We start from the raw sequence: 15,682 nt of genomic DNA, 5'->3' as shown, positions 1-15,682 counted from the left end.
GTCAGGCGGTGCGGATGGCGGGGGCCTTCCACGACAGGAAGGGCAGGTCGACCTGCGGATGTTTCGCGGCGATGTCGCGCAGGCCCGCGATGTACTGCGGTTTGTCGGTCAGGCTCGCGGTGACGACCTGGCGCGCGAAGATCTCGGCTACCACGGCGGCGGTCTCGGGCGCCTGCGTCTGCGCGCGCAGGAAGGCGGTGATGCGCGATTTCGCGACCCGGCCGCGGTGCACCTGGCTCAGCACGGCGAGGAAGTACGGCGTGAGCGCGCGCATCTGCTGCGCGAGCTGCACCGGATCGTCGACGGGCAGTTCCAGCAGCCACTGCGTGACGAACAGCTGCACCTGCGGGCTCGGATGCTGGCTCAGGCGCATCAGGCACAGGCTGGCCTCGGTGGCGCTCATCCGGCGCACGAGGCGGGCCCGGCCGAGCGCCTGCACCCACGCCTGGGGATGGTCCACCCACGCGATCAGCAGCTCGGTGCCGAGCGCGTCGTCGGGCAGGCGTTCGCCGAACAGGGCCTGCGTGTAGGCCACGGCATCGTCGAAGGTGCTGTCGGCGAGCGGCAGCAGGTCGGCCGACTGCTCGGACGTGGGCACGGCCGGCAGCGTGGTGTCGATCGCGCGCCGGCCCCAGTCGCGCACGGTCACGTCGGCATGCCTCACGAGCGTGGCCTGCTGGCGCAGCGAGTAGTCGGCGGGCTGCAGCGAGCCCAGCGCCCACGCGCCGTAGCGCTGGGCCCCGGTGCTGCGGGCCTGCAGTGCGCGCCAGGTGCCCGACGGGTCGCGGGCCGGGGCGAACGCGGCGAGGTCCTGCGTGAGCCAGGCGAGGGCGTCGTCGTGCACGCCTTCGCCGGGTTCGGCCTGGAACAGGGCCTGGTGCAGGCGGTGGGCGAGGGCCTGGGCGGCTTCCGTGTCGGCTGCGGCCACGCGGCGCAGCGCCGGGCCGATGGCCGCGCGGATGCCGGCGTGTTCGTGCACGGCGAGGTCGCCGAGCAGGCCCACTTGGCCGCGCAGCACGTTGTCGGGCAGCGCGGCCAGCAGGCGCACGCCGCAGGCGCGGCGGTCGAGGTCGTCGGCGGACAGCAGCCGCGTGAGCAGTGGCGGTGGCAGCAGCGCCGTGCCGGCCGGGTGCAGCAGCAGCCACGTGGTGCCCACCCCCACGACGGCCGCGGCGGGATGGTCCAGCAGCGGCAGCAGCGCGCCCGGGTGCGCCAGCACGGCGTCGGCCGCGGCGGTGGCGAGCGATCCTTTCAGCAGCGCCTCGATGGCCGCCGCGCCTTCGGCGAGGCCGGGCGCCGCGGCATCGGCGGCCAGCAGCGCGGACTGCAGTTCGACGAGCAGCTCCGCGGCGGGCGCCAGCAGCGCGAGGCCGCCACCCTGGCGGCGCGTGCGGTCATCGGCGGCGAGCAGCATCGCGACCACGAGGTCGGTGTGCCGGGCGAACGCGGCGGGGTGGCTGGCCAGGTGCAGCAGCGCGTAGTCGCGCGCGGCGGCGTGCGGGCCCGTGACCATCAGGCGCAGCCAGGGCACCTGTGCGGCCGTGTCGGTGGTGGCCTCGACCCGGGCGCGTGCCGCGTCGAAGCCGATGGCGGCGGTGGGGTCGTAGGCACTGCGGAGCAATGCGGCGAGCACGGGTTCGGGCTGTTCGCGCACGAAGCCGGCGTGGTCCTGCAGCGCGCGGGCCACCACGGCGTGCACGAGCGCGCTGCGGCTGCCCATCGCGAGGCGCAGCAGCGCGTCGGGATGGCGGTCCCACATCGCACGCAGGCCCTCGGTGCGCTCGGGCATCGGGCGGGTGACGTCGAGCGGCATCTGCGTCCACCAGCGCTTGCCGCGGGCGCCCGCTTGCAGGCCCGGCATCTCGGGCAGCAGCAGCTTCGGCACGATCAGCCAGCCGGCGCCCGCGTGGTGGTGCCGCAGCGTGCGCTGGTAGCGGCCGTCGACGTACGCCCAGCGATGTTCGTCGCGGGCCTCGGGCTGGTCGCCGTCGGCGAGGCCCAGCAGCAGCTGCACGGCGAGGTCCGGGGCCGCCGGGTGTTCGATCGCGGCGAGGCGCCGCAGGTGGCGCCAGCCGCGCAGCCGCAGGTAGTCGCGGGTGCGCGGGCCGTAGGCGCGGATGCGCTTGCGGCGCTGCGACGTGGGCCTGGCACCCGGGCCGGTGTTCTCGAAGCGGGCGTGCAGCACACCCACCACCTCGGTGTCGCGCCGGAGTTCGGCGGTCTTGTAGACGTAGCGAACGCCCTGGAACGTGCCCGCTTCGAGGGGCAGGGCACGCAGCACGTCGAGCAGCCGCACACGCACGTCTGGGCGCACCAGGGCGATGTCGTACCAGGCCGGCAGCAGGTGGGCCCAGGTGCGGCGGTTCGCATCGAGCTTCTCGCCGAGCCGGTCGGCGAGGTCGCCGCCGTTGTCGGTGAGGTCGAGCGTGTCCTGCCACTCGGCGGCCACGGCGTCGGTGTGGGCCCGCAGGGCCTCGGGCGCCTGCAGCATGAGCCAGGCCTGGTGGGCGAAGCGTTGCGTGGCGGCACTGCGGCCACGTTGCGAGAGTTCCCGCATCGCCTCGGCGGCGCCCGGGTCGCCGAGCCGGCCGATGGCGGCGGCCAGGCACAGGTCGAGCAGGTCGTCGCCGCTGCCGAGCAGGTCGACGAGCCGGGGCACGAGGGCGCGCAGCGTTCGCTGGGCCGGCGTGTCGTCGGCGACGCTGCACTCGGCCACGCGCCAGGCCGCGCGGGCGCGGCGTTCGGGTGATTCGAGCTTCCACGGCGCGGGGTGGAAGCGGGCGGCGAGGGCGACGATGGCGGAGGGCACGGCCTGGGGCGCGGCCGGCGACTTGGCTCCTGTGGGCCGGGCGGCCTCCGGAACGTCGAGCGCGTCGAAGCCGTCGCGCCGCACCAGCCGGTCACCCGCGGCGAGGCGGCGGCGCAGGTAGTCGAGGGCCTTCCGTTCGGCTTCGTCGCGCGACGTGGGGGCGGCCGTCAGCGAGGATTCCGACGTGCCCTGGCGAACGGTGACGATGCAGCGCGAGCCGTCGGGCAGGTCGAGTTCGACCAGGTCGACGGTGGTCTGGCGGTCACGCGGATGATCGCGCACCAGCGTGGCGGATGCGATTTTCCTCAAGGGGTTTCTCCCGGGTCAGGTCCCCGACAAGGTCCGACCGGGGGAGGCGCCATGGCGCCCGGGGGCCATTCTGCCTCCGGTGCTCCGTCAGGTGGCCGCGTGCACCCTTCCGGGTGTACCGGGGGGCAGCACGCCGTCGGCCAGCCACGTCCGCGCCACGGGCCACAGCGTGTTCTGGAACCGGCTGTGGAAAAACGCGAAGTGCCCGATGGCGTCGACGCCGATGTCCTTCGGCGCGATGCGCCAGTGCGTGCGGCGGCTGCCGGTGAAGTAACCCAGCAGCCGGTCGAGCGCGGGTTCGGTGCCGAACGGGTCGTCGTCGAGGCCGATGGCCAGCACGTCGGCGCCCACCGCGGCGAAGGTGGGCGGCAGGCCGGTCGCCCGCAGGCTCCTGCGATGTTCCAGCCGGGGCCACGAGACGGCCCAGTCGAGCGCGACGCCGCGTGGCGTGTCCTCCATCCAGCCGAGCCGCTTGGCCGGGACGTGGCCCAGCAGTGCTGCCAGCAGCGGCATGGCCAGGTGCCACTTGAGTGCCATGGGCCAGCGGTGCGCCGGGGCGTAGTCGCGCCAGTAGGCGAACTGCGCGCCCACGGTGACGATGCGGCGCACGCGGTGCGCCGACGGGGCGAGGCCGATGGCGCAGCCGCCGAAGCTGTGGCCCACGACGTCGACCGGGCGGCCGGGGAAGGTGGCGATCACGTGGGACAGCACGGCCTCGAAGTCGAGCGCGCCCCAGTCGGTCCACGAGGCATCGAAGCCGCGCCAGGAGGCGGGCTTCGATTCGCCGATGCCGCGGTAGTCCCAGGTGACGACGTCGGCGCCGCGGGCATGCAGGTCGTCGGCGAAGCGCTCGTAGTAGCGGCAGCGCACGGAGGTGGCGCAGTTGACGATGACGACGGGGCGGTCCGGTGCCGGGTCGGCCGCGGCCCGCACGAACCCCCGGATCGGCACGCCGTCGCGGGCATGCACCAGCAGCGGCGCCGGCATCTCAGTGCGGCGACTGGGCCTGGTCGCAGTCGACCTGCACCAGGCCTTCGCGGTGGCCCGTGGGGCCGATCCGCATCGCGGTGAGCTGGCCGCCCCACACGCAGCCGGTGTCGAGCGCGAGCAGGTCCGGCCGGTCCATCAGGCCGAGGGTGGACCAGTGCCCGAAGGCGATGGGCTGGCCCGCGGTGCGGCGCCCGGGGGCCTCGAACCAGCGGTGCATGCCCGGCGGGGGATCGCCCTGGCCGTCCTTGGTCTTGAGGTCGAGCGTGCCGTCGGCGGAGCAGAAGCGCATGCGGGTGAGCACGTTGACGGCGAAACGGAGGCGGTCGTTGCCGCGGAGGCCATCGTCCCAGCGTGACGGGTCGTTGCCGTACATCACGGCGAGGAACTCGGCGAGGTCGGGGGCCTGCAGCCGGGCTTCGATCTCCCCGGCGAGCGCGAGCGTGGTGGCGAGGTCCCACTGGGGCACGACCCCGGCGTGCACCATCAGCCACCCGTGTTCGTGCACGGCCAGGCGCTGGTGGCGCAGCCAGTCGACGATGGCGGGGCGGTCGGCGGCCTCGAGCACGTCGCCGAGCGTGTCGCCCTTGGAGGGCTTGCGCGTGCCGTGGGCCACCGCGAGCAGGTGCAGGTCGTGGTTGCCGAGCAGGCAGGTGGCCGAGTCGCCCAGGCCGATCAGGCGGCGCAGCGTGGCGAGGGTGGCCGGACCGCGGTTGGCGAGGTCGCCGAGCAGGAACAGGCGGTCGCGCGACGGCGAGAAGTCGACCCGCTCCAGCAGGCGTTCGAAGGCATCGCAGCACCCCTGGAGGTCGCCGATCAGGTAGTTCATGCCCGCATCGTACCGTCAGGGTCGGAAACGGAATGTCACCATCGTCTGATACCCTAGACCCCCTCTTCGTATCGTGTGCGTCCGGCTGTACCCGGGACGCGCCCCGCATGGACATCGCCCTACTCGTTTTCCTGGTCGTTCTGAACGGCCTGTTCGCCATGTCCGAGATGGCGCTCACGGCCAGCCGCAAGGCGCGGCTGCAGGTGATGGTGGAAACCGGGGAATCGGGCGCCCAGGCGGCGATGGACCTGCACGAGAACCCCACGAAGTTCCTGTCCACGGTGCAGATCGGCATCACGTCCATCGGCATCCTGAACGGCATCGTCGGCGAGGCCGCCTTCGCCGACCCGCTGGCCGTCTGGCTGGTCGGCACCTTCCAGATGCACCAGCACGCGGCCAGCATCACGGCCACCGGCTTCGTGGTGGTGTGCATCACCTTCGTGACCATCATCTTCGGCGAACTGGTGCCCAAGCGCCTGGGCCAGATGTTCCCCGAGGCCGTGGCCCGCCTCGTGGCGCCGCCCATGGAGATCATGTCCCTCGTCACGCGGCCGTTCGTGAAGCTGCTGTCGTGGTGCACCGAGGCCACGCTGGGCCTGCTGGGCATCCGCGGCGGGCCGTCCCGGTCGGTGACCGAGGAGGAGATCGCCGCCAGCCTGGAAGAAGGCCTCGACGCCGGCATCATCGAGGCGCAGGAGCACCAGATGGTGCGCAACGTGTTCCGCCTCGACGACCGCGAGGTGGGCTCGATGATGATCCCCCGCACGGAAATCGTGTGGCTCGACGTCACGGCCACGGCCGACGAGATCCGCGAGGCCATGGCCGAACAGGAGCATTCGCGCTACCCGGTGTGCCGCGGCGGCCTGAACGACGTGCTGGGCATCGTCAGTGCCCAGAGCCTGCTGCAGCAGCAGCTGCAGGGCCTGCCGCTCTCGCTCACCGACCACCTGCAGCCGCCGGTGTTCGTGCCGGAGACGCTGTCTGGCATGGAACTGCTCGACCAGTTCCGTGCCACCAGCGCCCAGCTCGTGTTCGTGGTGGACGAGTACGGCGAGGTGCAGGGCGTGATCACCGTGCGCGACGTGCTCGAGGCCATCACCGGCGAGTTCACCACCCCCGCCGACGGCGACGCCTGGGCCATCCAGCGCGAGGATGGCTCGTGGCTGTTCGACGGCCTGATCCCGGTGCCCGAACTCAAGGACCGCCTCGACCTCAAGGACCTGCCCGAGGAAGACCGCGGGCGCTACAACACGCTGGCCGGCATGGTCATGCTCCTGCTCGGCCGCCTGCCGCAGACCACCGACTCGGTCGAGTGGGAAGGCTGGCGCTTCGAGGTGATCGACCTCGACGGCAAGCGGGTCGACAAGGTGCTGGCCTCGGCCCTCCAGACGGAAGACGAATGACGATGAGCACCGCGCCCACCACCCTCTACACCCAGCTCTCGCTGCTCGACCGCCAGAAGCACCGGACCACCCGCGTGCGCGAGTGGACCGACCGCCGGGCGGCGTCCGGCCTCAACGCGGTGTTCTGCGCCGCGGCCGAGTTCGCCGAGGCGTGCAAGGCCTTCCCGCTGCTGTTCATCCGCAGCGGCGAGACCGACGACAAGGGCCAGCCGGTGATCACGCCGGTGTGCCTGCTGGGCCTGACCGACGGCGAGAACCTCTTCGTCGACGGCGGCCGCTGGACCGCGCCGTACGAACCCGCCTTCCTGCGCCGCTACCCGTTCGCGCTGGTGTCGGCGCGCCAGGAGGACGGCACGTCCACGCAGGCCGTGGCCGTCGACGGTGCGTTCGAGGGCCTCGCCGAGGACGGCGCTGGCGAACGGCTCTTCGGCGACAACGGCGAACCCACGCCGTACCTCGAGCACGTGCTCGGTTTCCTGAACGACTTCGAGTCGGCCGTGGCGGTCACCCGCCCCATCGGCGCGCACCTGCAGTCGCTGGGCCTGCTGAAGGACATGCGCGCAGAGGGCACGCTCGCCAATGGCGAGAAGTTCTCGGTGGACGGCTTCTTCGTCGTCGACGAGGAGAAGCTCCGCGCGCTGCCCGACGAGGTGGTGGTGCAGCTGCACCGCGGCGGCCTGCTGGCGCTGGTGCACTCGCACCTGGTGTCGCTCAGCAACCTGTCGAAGCTGGTCGACCTGAAGTCCGCCCGGCGCCGCTGATCTCCGGGTTATCCCGTGATTTTTTCCCGGGGCGGGTGCGGATGCCCGCCCGCGGTCACGGCCGGGGTGTCCCCCGTACCGCAGAATGGATTTTTCCGCCCTGCGGCCCATGCCCATCGACATCGCCTCCCTCCACATCGGCCTGACCATCAGCATGCTGACGATGGCCGTGGCCTTGCCCGCGGTGATGGGCAAGGTGAACGATGCCGCCCGCCGCGCGCAGCTGGGCGTCATCCTGCAGGGCGTGGGCTGGGGGCTGCTGCTGCTCTCCGGGCTGTTCCCGCCCGGCTCCTGGTCCGACCGCCTCAGCTCCACGCTGTCGATGGCGGGCATCTCCGGCGGGCTCGCCCTCAACGCCACGGCGTTCGACCTCTGGTGCGGCCACACGGTGCGCGCGCGGGTGCAGGTGCTGCTGGCCGTGCTGATGACGACCGGGTACGGCATGGGCTTCGCGAGCTACCCGTTCCGCGTGGGCTGGGCCAACTTCCTGCTGGGCCTGCAGATGGCGCTGATGGCGGCGGCCCTCGCACGCCGCCCGCCGCTGCCCGTGGGGCGCTGGCGCTGGCTGCTGGTGGTGTCGCTCGTGCTGCAGATGATCGTCACCGTGTGGCGCGGTGTGCTCGGGGCGTTCTACACCGAGCTGTACCCGACCTTCCTGGCGCCGCACCCCGTGAACCTCGCCTTCGCACTGGTGGCCAACGCCACGGCCGTGCTGTCGCTCGTGGGCATCCTGCTCGCCCACCGCGACGAGGCGGCCCGCGCGCTGGAGCGTCTGGCCGCGCTCGACGGTCTCACGGGGGTGTTCAACCGGCGCGCGTGGCTCGTGCAGGCCGAAACCGAACTCGCGGTCAGCGTGCGCTACGACCATCCGCTGGCCGTGCTGATGATCGACCTCGACCACTTCAAGCAGATCAACGACACCCGCGGCCACGAGGCCGGCGACCGCGCCCTGTGCTTCGTCGCCGAGGCCTTGCGCACCGCGGTGAGGGCCGGCGACGTGGTGGGCCGCTACGGCGGCGAGGAGTTCTGCGTGCTGATGAACCACGCGGACCACGACGCGGCCAAGGCCTTCGACCGCCGCCTGCGCAGCCACCTCGCCGAGGCCGGCCCCCGCGAGCTGGGCCACGACCTCACGTACAGCGCGGGCATCGCCATGCGCGCCTCGCGCGACGACACGCTGGACGCGATGCTGCGCCGGGCCGATGCGACGCTGTACGTGGCGAAGGCGCAGGGAAGGGCGCGCACGCTCGATGCGCACATGCCGTTGATGCTGCCGGCCTGAGGCGTGCCGCCTACGCCCGGTCGGACGGGCGAACCGCGTCCGGGGCGAGTCGGTGCACGTTCGCGAGCAGGTGGGGCCGTCCGTCCTCGACGGCCTTCGACACATATTCGGGCAGCAGGTCCGAACCCACGATCCGGAGGGCTTCCAACGCACCGATGCGTTGGTACTCGTCGCCGGTGTCCCATGCCGCAGCGGCCAGCGATGGAACGGCGGCCGACTGCAATCGCGCCAGCGACAGCAGCGCGATGCGCCGTGTCCGCTCGTGCCGATCCTTGACGAACGCCATCAGGAGCGACTCGGCCTCTTCGCGATGCCGGACGCAACCGCCGAGCTGTTCGGCGATGTCGTCGCCTGCCACGCCGCCTCGCGCGAGCGCGTGCCTGGCGATGGCCAGGGCCATCGGCTCGATGCGGGTGAGCAACCCGACCGGATGGTCCGTGGTCGAGTGTTCGAGGACGCAGAGAAGGTCGTCGACGTTGTCGTTCGTCCAGGTGTCGTGGGACACGCGGGTGACGAAGTCGTCCAGTGCAGCGATCACGCCGTCGACGGCCCACCACGCCGGATACGCGTCGACGGACGCGCCGGTGGCCGCCAGCCAAGCCTTGAGCTTCCGGACTTCGAGGTGGAGTTCGGTGGCGATGAGGGCCTCCCGGGAACGTTCGAGTGTGTTGCCGTCGATCGTACCCGCCGCGCCGTCAGCGCGCGAGGCTGCGCAACCCCGCCCGCAGCGCCTTCGCGAACCGCGGGTCGCCGACTGCGCCCACGTTGAAGCGCGACCAGGGTGTCACCGCCGACGAGTCGACGCTGAAGATGCGTCCCGGCGCCAGCACGATCTTCTGGGGCAGCAAGGCCTTCGCGAGGGTCAGCGAGTCGTCGACGCCGGGCAGGGCCGACCAGAGGTACAGCGACTGCGTCTGGCGCGTGAAGATCTCGGCGCCCACGGACTCGAAGAGGGCCACGGCCTTTTCGTTGGCCTGCTGCAGCCGCGTGCGCAGGCGGTTCAGGTGGCGCTGATAGTGGCCTTCGGTGAGCATCACGTCGATGGTGCGCTCGCAGTACTCGGAACTGCTCACGTGGACCAGCGCCTTCAGGTCGGCGAGGTCGCTCGCCAGGTCGGGGCTGCAGGCGAGGAAGCCCACGCGCAGCGCCGCCGAGAACGACTTCGAGAAGCTGCCGATGTAGATCGTGCGTTCGAGCTGGTCGAGCGCGGACAGGCGCGGCGACGAGGTGGCCTTGAAGTCGGCCAGCGGGTCGTTCTCGACGAGCAGCAGGTTGTACTTCTGCGCCAGCTGCAGCACGCGGAAGGCCTTGGCGGCCGACAGGTCCGAGCCGGTGGGGTTCTGCGCGAGCGACTGCGTGAAGAACAGGCGCGGCCGGTGGGTGATCAGCAGCTGTTCCAGCACCTCGAGGTCGGGGCCGTCGGCCTGCCGCGGCACGCCGAACACCTGCGCGCTCTGGATCTTGAGCTTGCCGAAGAGCGGGTAGTAGCCCGGGTCGTCCACCAGCACCTTGCCGCCGGGCGGCACGAAGTAGCGGATCACCATGTCCAGCGCCTCGTTCGCGCCCTGGGTCAGCACGATCTGGCGCGGCTCGGCGCCGATGCCGAAGTCGGCGAGCTTGCGCACGAGGTGCTCGCGCAGCGGCGCGTAGCCATAGCGGCTGCCGTAGCGGAAGAGGGCGCCGAGGCCGGTGCGCACCACCTTCTGGTGGTACTTGTCGAGCCGCACGTCGGCGAGCCATTCGACCGGCGGGAAGCCGTCGCCCACGGCCAGCGCATCGGGTTCGGTCTTCAGTTGCTCGCGCATCAGCCACACGATGTCCATGGCCCGGCCGAGGTTGCCGGCCTCCTCGTCGGTGGGCTTGCGCACTTGCTGCGGCAGCACGAAGTAGCCCGAGCCGCGGCGCGGCTCGATCAGCCCGCGGGACACCAGCAGCTCGAACGCGGCCACCACGGTGTTCTTCGCGTACTTGTGCAGCGCGGCCATCTCGCGCAGCGACGGCAGGCGGTCGCCGGCCTTGAACGCGCCGTCGCGGATCTGGCGCTCGATCGCGTCGGCGAGGGTCACCGGAAGGGGGTTGGCGCGGGTCGGGGCCGTCATGCCCGCATCATGACACGCGGGAACACCCGTGGGTTCGGTTCCTCAACTGTCCCGAAGAACTGTACCTTTCAGTCCTGGTACAGCCGACCTACAGTTCGGCACCGCTTCAACTTGCCTGCAGGACCCCCGATGACGATCGACTCGCGACTCCCCAACTTCCGCGCCCTCACGCCCACCCAGCGCTTCGAGCACATCGCCACGGCCGTGGGCCTGTCCGCCGAGGACAAGGCGCTGGTGACGGCGCCCGGCGCGCTCACCACCGCCCGTGCCGACGGCATGATCGAGAACGTCATCGGCACGTTCGAACTGCCGTTCGGCGTGGCCGGCAACTTCCAGGTGAACGGGCGCGACGTGCTCGTGCCGATGGCCGTCGAGGAGCCGTCCGTCGTGGCCGCCGCCTCGTTCATGGCGAAGATCGTGCGTGGCTGCGGCGGCTTCGAGACGTCCAGCACCGGCCCGATCATGCGCGCCCAGGTGCAGGTGCTCGGCATCACCGACCCGTACGGCGCGCGCCTCGCGCTGCTGAAGCACCGCGACGAGATCCTCGCGGTGGCCAACAGCCGCGACAAGGTGCTGATCGGCCTGGGCGGCGGCTGCCGCGACATCGAGGTGCACGTGTTCCCTGACACCGCGCGCGGCGCGATGATCGTGATGCACCTGATCGTCGACGTGCGCGACGCGATGGGCGCCAACACCGTCAACACGATGGCCGAGGCGGTGTCGCCGCTGGTCGAGAAGCTCACCGGCGGCACGGTGCGCCTGCGCATCCTGTCGAACCTCGCCGACCTGCGGCTGGCACGGGCCCGGCTGCGCGTGACGCCCGAGGCCCTGAAGACCGCCGAGCGCAGCGGCGAGGAGATCATCGAGGGCATCATCGACGCGTACACCTTCGCCGCCGTGGACCCGTACCGCGCGGCCACGCACAACAAGGGCATCATGAACGGCATCGACCCCGTGATCGTCGCGACCGGCAACGACTGGCGCGCGGTGGAGGCCGGCGCCCATGCCTACGCCTGCCGCAGCGGCCGCTACACCTCGCTCACCACGTGGGAGAAGGACACCTCGGGCGCCCTCGTGGGCACCATCGAGCTGCCGATGCCGGTGGGCCTCGTGGGCGGCGCGACGAAGACGCACCCGCTCGCGAAGCTGTCGCTGAAGATCATGGCCGTCGAGTCGGCCCAGCAGCTGGGCGAGGTGGCCGCGGCCGTGGGCCTGGCCCAGAACATGGGCGCGCTGCGGGCCCTGGCCACCGAAGGCATCCAGCGCGGCCACATGGCCCTGCATGCGCGCAACATCGCACTGGTGGCGGGTGCCACCGGCGAGGAGATCGACATCGTCGCCCGCCGCATGGCGAGCGAACACGACGTGCGCACCGACCGCGCCGTCGCGCTGCTCGAGGAACTGCGGCGCCGTTGAGGCCCGCCCGTGCGCCCCGGAGGGCGCATCCGAACGATCCACCCCTGGAGAACACCATGACAGAAAGAACATCGACCCGGCCCTGGCGCCTGGTCGAAGTGTGGGGCGACACCGTGGACACCCGGCACCTCGCCTGGTCCATCGCCATCGGGCTCGGCGTGAGCCTGGCCGGCTTCCTGATCGCGCGCCGGCTGCTCGTGTCGGCCGTGGCCACGCCCGAGCTGGCGCGGGCCTACGCGATGCTCGCGGGCCTCGCCGGCTGCGTGCTGTCGGGCGTGATCTGCGCCCGGATCTTCCCGCCGAAGCGCGAGGTGGTCGAGGGTGACGCCGTCGTCGACCCGACGTGGCGTCTGGAAGTGCTGGCGCGGCTCGACGAGGAGCACGGCGGGCTCGGCCAGCTCGCCGACCTGCCGCCGGTGGTGGTGGCCGAGATGAAGGAGCTCGGCCTCTACGACCTCTTCGCCGCTCACGAGAAGAACGCTCCGGCGCAACGCACGCCGCGCGCCGCCGCCACGCCGGTGGCCGCCCCGACCCTCACCGCGAGGAAAGCCTGATGGACACCTCCCTGCTCAACGACATCTACGTCGCGATCGCGATGGGCCTGCTGGGCGCCGTCGTGTTCGCCGCGATCGGCCTCGTCTCCGGCACCGACGAGACCACGACGCTCGCACCGCTCACGCTGCTCGTGGTGCTGCTCGGCGTGCCACCCGCCGGCGTCTTCACGTTCTTCCTCGCCGGGGCCGTGGCCAAGCACATGACCCACGCCATCCCCACTGCGCTGCTGGGCATCCCCGGCGACACGATGGCGACTCCGCTGATGCAGGACGCGAACGCGCTGCGCAACCTCGGCGTGCCGCACATCGCGTTGCGCAAGATGGTGTCGGGCGGCATCATCGCCGCGTTCGTGGCCGTGCCGCTCGCGGTGCTGTTCGCCGTGCTGATCGCGCCGTTCGGCCCCACGATCACGAAGGCCGCGCCGTGGATCTTCGTGGCCGCCGCCGTGCTGATCGCCTACTTCTCGCCGGGCCGCTGGGCCTCGGTGGCGGTGCTGGTGCCGTTCGTCGTGCTGATCATCGCGCTGCAGACGCTCACCGCGAAGTACGACGTGAAGCTCAGCATCAGCTACTTCCTCGGCATCGCCATCGGCCCGCTCGTGGCCGACCTGTTCTCGGTGATGTCGCCGCACGACCGCAAGCGCATGGCGCGCGACAGCGTGCGCACGTTCCAGCTCGCGCCGGACGTGAAGGGCTGGTCCGGCTACTTCCCGAACCCGCTGAAGGTGCTGGACATCGCGCAGACGAAGTGGACCCTCGCCACCGCCGGCATCTCGAGCGCGACCTTCGTGTTCAGCCCCGTCGCGATGACCGTGGTGCTCGGCGAGGTGGTCGGCTCGCGCATCAAGCACGCCTACCACCGCATGACCACGGTGCTGAGCGCGCGCAACGGCGTGACCGAAGCCACCTACATCGCCGAAGCCCTGATCCCGCTGATCGCGTTCGGCCTGCCGCTGAGCCCGGTCGCCGCCGGCCCCGCCGCGCCGCTGTTCAACGCGCCGCCGCGCTTCACGGTGGATGCCGCGTCCGGCACGGTGAACAACCTGCACACGCTGCTGAACAACTGGGAGTTCCTCGGCTACGGCATGCTGTCGGTGCTGATCGCCGGCCTGGTGTCGTACCCGTTCGCGATGAACTTCGCCCGCCGCGCCGCGCTGTTCGTGTCGCGCCGCATCAGCCACGAGGCCATCATCGCCACGTTCGTCGGCCTGATCATCGTGATCAGCGTCTGGGAGGGCGGCCTGCTCGGCCTGTTCGTCATCCTGACGATGGGCCTGGCCGGTGGCCTGCTGTCGCGCATCCTCGGCTTCAACGCGGGCGTGCAGTTCATGGGCTACTACACCGCCGTGCTGACCGTGCCGGCGCTGCTGAAGCTGTTCGCGTGAGGTCCGCGGTGAAACCCTCCGTCAAGATCGTCGAGGTGGGGCCGCGCGATGGCCTGCAGAACGAGAAGCAGCCGATCTCCGTGGACACGAAGGTGGGGCTCGTCGAACGGCTGGTGGCCGCCGGCGTGACCCACATCGAGGCCGCGTCGTTCGTGTCGCCGAAGTGGGTGCCGCAGATGGCCGGCAGCGCGGAGGTGATGGCGCGGGTGCCGAAGGTGCCCGGGGTGCACTACAGCGCGCTGGTCCCGAACCTGCAGGGGCTGGAGTCGGCGCTGGCCGCCGGCTGCGAGGAAGTGGCCGTCTTCGCGGCGGCGTCCGAGACCTTCTCGCAGCGGAACATCAACTGCTCCATCCGCGAGAGCCTCGAGCGCTTCCGCTCGGTGGTCGACACGGCGCGCGCGCAGGGCGTGCGCGTGCGCGGCTACGTGTCGTGTGTGCTCGGCTGCCCGTTCGAGGGCGCCATCGACCCCGAGCAGGTGGCCGGCGTGGCCGTGGCGCTCGCCGAGATGGGCTGCGGCGAGATCTCGCTCGGCGACACCATCGGCCGCGGCACGCCCGACGGCGCACGCCGCATGCTGGAAGCCACGGCCCGCCGGCTGGGCATCGAGCGGCTCGCCGGCCACTACCACGACACCTGGGGCATGGCCGTGGCCAACATCGCCGCGTCGCTGGAGATGGGCGTGCGCACCTTCGACAGCTCGGTGTCGGGGCTGGGGGGCTGTCCCTATGCGCCGGGGGCCACGGGCAACGTGGCGACCGAGGACGCGGTGTACCTGCTGCACGGCATGGGGTACGACACCGGCATCGACCTCGGCAAGCTCGCCGAGGCCGGGCGGTACATCGGCGAGGCGCTGGGGCGGCCCACCTCGTCTCGGGTGGCGAAGGCGCTGGCCGCGTCCTGCGCCTGACGCAGGCGTTCCCCATTCTTGGGGATGCCTGCGGCGCGGGCCGTCGTTCATGCTGTGCGTCCTTGCGGGCGCGGCCCGCGTTTCCAGGGGACAGCATGGGTTCCATCGCGATCTCGGGCGCGCGGCTGCGCGTCAACGACCGGGAGGTCCAGCGCAACGGGCCGTTCCAGAGAACCTACCTGGCCGAGGGCGACTCGTGGATGGACATGAGCGCCTGGAACCAGGGTTCCCTGCCGGAGTACCTCGCCAGGGACTTCAACCGGGACGGGAAGAACAACCTCATCGTCAACATCGCCACGTCCGGCCACACGCTGACCCGGATCGTGGACATGATGAACGACGACCTGGTCTGGTGGCTCCGGCAGGACACGTACGACGGCATCCTCTTCAGCGCGGGTGGCAACGACTTCATCGACGCCGCCCTCGATCCGGCACCGGGCCAGGGTCTCCTGGTGGACTGCCGCTCGATCGCACCGCCCGCCGATGCCGCGGCCTGCATCCGCCCCGGCGCCCTGGCGAACCTGATCGGCTACCTGAACACCAACTTCGGCGCGATCCACCGGGCCGTCCGCACCAGCGGGAAGAACAAGGCCACGACGATCTACCTGAACTGCTACGACACGGCCACCGCGCGGGACGCCCCCGCCATCCGGAACCTCTCCGGCCCGTGGCTCTTCACCGCGTACGTCAAGAACGGCATCCCGCGTCACCTGTGGGCCGACCTGACGGCCCTGCTGTTCGCCAGGATCAAGGAGACGATCCAGGGCTGGGCCGCCGGGCACAGCGGCGTGCAACTGGTGGCCACCACCGGCTTGCTCACGCCCGCCGATCCGGCGTCCACCGGTGACAGCGGCGACTGGGTCAACGAGATCCACCCGAACCCGTCGGGCTGGCGCAAGCAGGTCAAGGCGTGGCGTGCGGTGCTGCCGGCCTGAGGCAT

Annotated in this window: 13 protein-coding genes; 8 read left to right on the top strand and 5 right to left on the bottom strand. The window is 71.5% G+C overall.

What is annotated here, in order from left to right:
• Position 1: 1 nt before the first annotated feature.
• The 3 genes from A4W93_RS17590 to A4W93_RS17580 form a co-directional block, all read right to left on the bottom strand.
• Positions 2 to 3,118 carry a hypothetical protein gene (locus tag A4W93_RS17590; RefSeq protein WP_157131684.1) on the bottom strand — a complete coding sequence of 1,039 codons (3,117 nt, stop codon included), beginning with the start codon at positions 3,116 to 3,118 and terminating at the stop codon, positions 2 to 4.
• A gap of 87 nt (positions 3,119 to 3,205) precedes the next feature.
• Positions 3,206 to 4,105: an alpha/beta hydrolase family protein gene (locus A4W93_RS17585; protein WP_085751842.1), complete on the bottom strand. Its 900-nt coding sequence runs from the start codon at positions 4,103 to 4,105 to the stop codon at positions 3,206 to 3,208.
• Between the two features lies 1 nt (position 4,106).
• A complete protein-coding gene (locus A4W93_RS17580) occupies positions 4,107 to 4,934 on the bottom strand; it encodes a symmetrical bis(5'-nucleosyl)-tetraphosphatase (protein WP_085751841.1) in 828 nt (275 codons plus the stop codon).
• A gap of 107 nt (positions 4,935 to 5,041) precedes the next feature.
• On the opposite strand from A4W93_RS17580, the gene A4W93_RS17575 reads away from it, so the two are divergent.
• From A4W93_RS17575 to A4W93_RS17565, 3 genes are all read left to right on the top strand, one after another.
• Positions 5,042 to 6,337, top strand: coding sequence for a hemolysin family protein (locus A4W93_RS17575; protein WP_085751840.1), 1,296 nt, complete (start codon positions 5,042 to 5,044; stop codon positions 6,335 to 6,337).
• Positions 6,334 to 7,098 carry a SapC family protein gene (locus A4W93_RS17570; protein WP_085751839.1) on the top strand — a complete coding sequence of 255 codons (765 nt, stop codon included), beginning with the start codon at positions 6,334 to 6,336 and terminating at the stop codon, positions 7,096 to 7,098. Before A4W93_RS17575 ends, A4W93_RS17570 begins: the two co-directional genes overlap by 4 nt.
• Positions 7,099 to 7,183: 85 nt before the next feature.
• Positions 7,184 to 8,380 (top strand): GGDEF domain-containing protein, encoded by a 1,197-nt coding sequence (locus A4W93_RS17565; RefSeq protein ID WP_237357563.1) that lies wholly within the window; start codon positions 7,184 to 7,186, stop codon positions 8,378 to 8,380.
• A gap of 10 nt (positions 8,381 to 8,390) precedes the next feature.
• Here A4W93_RS17565 and A4W93_RS17560 read toward each other — a convergent pair whose 3' ends face one another.
• Positions 8,391 to 8,918: a HEAT repeat domain-containing protein gene (locus A4W93_RS17560; protein ID WP_085751837.1), complete on the bottom strand. Its 528-nt coding sequence runs from the start codon at positions 8,916 to 8,918 to the stop codon at positions 8,391 to 8,393.
• 157 nt (positions 8,919 to 9,075) lie between these two features.
• Positions 9,076 to 10,479: an aminotransferase-like domain-containing protein gene (locus A4W93_RS17555; RefSeq protein ID WP_085751836.1), complete on the bottom strand. Its 1,404-nt coding sequence runs from the start codon at positions 10,477 to 10,479 to the stop codon at positions 9,076 to 9,078.
• A 129-nt stretch (positions 10,480 to 10,608) separates the two neighbouring features.
• Between A4W93_RS17555 and A4W93_RS17550 the strand changes: the two genes are divergently transcribed.
• The 5 genes from A4W93_RS17550 (at position 10,609) to A4W93_RS17530 (ending at position 15,677) form a co-directional block, all read left to right on the top strand.
• Complete coding sequence (locus A4W93_RS17550) at positions 10,609 to 11,895, top strand: hydroxymethylglutaryl-CoA reductase, degradative (protein WP_085751835.1); 1,287 nt, start codon at positions 10,609 to 10,611, stop codon at positions 11,893 to 11,895.
• A gap of 56 nt (positions 11,896 to 11,951) precedes the next feature.
• Positions 11,952 to 12,449 carry a hypothetical protein gene (locus A4W93_RS17545; RefSeq protein WP_085751834.1) on the top strand — a complete coding sequence of 166 codons (498 nt, stop codon included), beginning with the start codon at positions 11,952 to 11,954 and terminating at the stop codon, positions 12,447 to 12,449.
• Positions 12,449 to 13,834: a tripartite tricarboxylate transporter permease gene (locus A4W93_RS17540; RefSeq protein ID WP_085751833.1), complete on the top strand. Its 1,386-nt coding sequence runs from the start codon at positions 12,449 to 12,451 to the stop codon at positions 13,832 to 13,834. Before A4W93_RS17545 ends, A4W93_RS17540 begins: the two co-directional genes overlap by 1 nt.
• An 8-nt stretch (positions 13,835 to 13,842) precedes the next feature.
• Positions 13,843 to 14,742 carry a hydroxymethylglutaryl-CoA lyase gene (locus A4W93_RS17535; RefSeq protein WP_099960072.1) on the top strand — a complete coding sequence of 300 codons (900 nt, stop codon included), beginning with the start codon at positions 13,843 to 13,845 and terminating at the stop codon, positions 14,740 to 14,742.
• 95 nt (positions 14,743 to 14,837) lie between these two features.
• Positions 14,838 to 15,677, top strand: coding sequence for an SGNH/GDSL hydrolase family protein (locus A4W93_RS17530; RefSeq protein ID WP_085751831.1), 840 nt, complete (start codon positions 14,838 to 14,840; stop codon positions 15,675 to 15,677).
• Positions 15,678 to 15,682 lie beyond the last annotated feature (5 nt).

The organism is Piscinibacter gummiphilus (assembly GCF_002116905.1).
Taxonomy (GTDB): domain Bacteria; phylum Pseudomonadota; class Gammaproteobacteria; order Burkholderiales; family Burkholderiaceae_C; genus Rhizobacter; species Rhizobacter gummiphilus.
The sequence above is the reverse complement of the archived record's forward strand: the minus strand, read 5'-3'. Positions and strand labels throughout refer to the sequence as shown.

Coding starts and splice junctions, on each gene's coding strand:
- A4W93_RS17585 (WP_085751842.1), bottom strand. CDS start 4,105: ATGCCGGCGCCGCTGCTGGTGCATGCCCGCGACGGCGTGCCGATCCGG.
- A4W93_RS17575 (WP_085751840.1), top strand. CDS start 5,042: ATGGACATCGCCCTACTCGTTTTCCTGGTCGTTCTGAACGGCCTGTTC.
- A4W93_RS17565 (WP_237357563.1), top strand. CDS start 7,184: ATGGATTTTTCCGCCCTGCGGCCCATGCCCATCGACATCGCCTCCCTC.
- A4W93_RS17580 (WP_085751841.1), bottom strand. CDS start 4,934: ATGAACTACCTGATCGGCGACCTCCAGGGGTGCTGCGATGCCTTCGAA.
- A4W93_RS17570 (WP_085751839.1), top strand. CDS start 6,334: ATGACGATGAGCACCGCGCCCACCACCCTCTACACCCAGCTCTCGCTG.
- A4W93_RS17540 (WP_085751833.1), top strand. CDS start 12,449: ATGGACACCTCCCTGCTCAACGACATCTACGTCGCGATCGCGATGGGC.
- A4W93_RS17550 (WP_085751835.1), top strand. CDS start 10,609: ATGACGATCGACTCGCGACTCCCCAACTTCCGCGCCCTCACGCCCACC.
- A4W93_RS17530 (WP_085751831.1), top strand. CDS start 14,838: ATGGGTTCCATCGCGATCTCGGGCGCGCGGCTGCGCGTCAACGACCGG.
- A4W93_RS17555 (WP_085751836.1), bottom strand. CDS start 10,479: ATGACGGCCCCGACCCGCGCCAACCCCCTTCCGGTGACCCTCGCCGAC.
- A4W93_RS17545 (WP_085751834.1), top strand. CDS start 11,952: ATGACAGAAAGAACATCGACCCGGCCCTGGCGCCTGGTCGAAGTGTGG.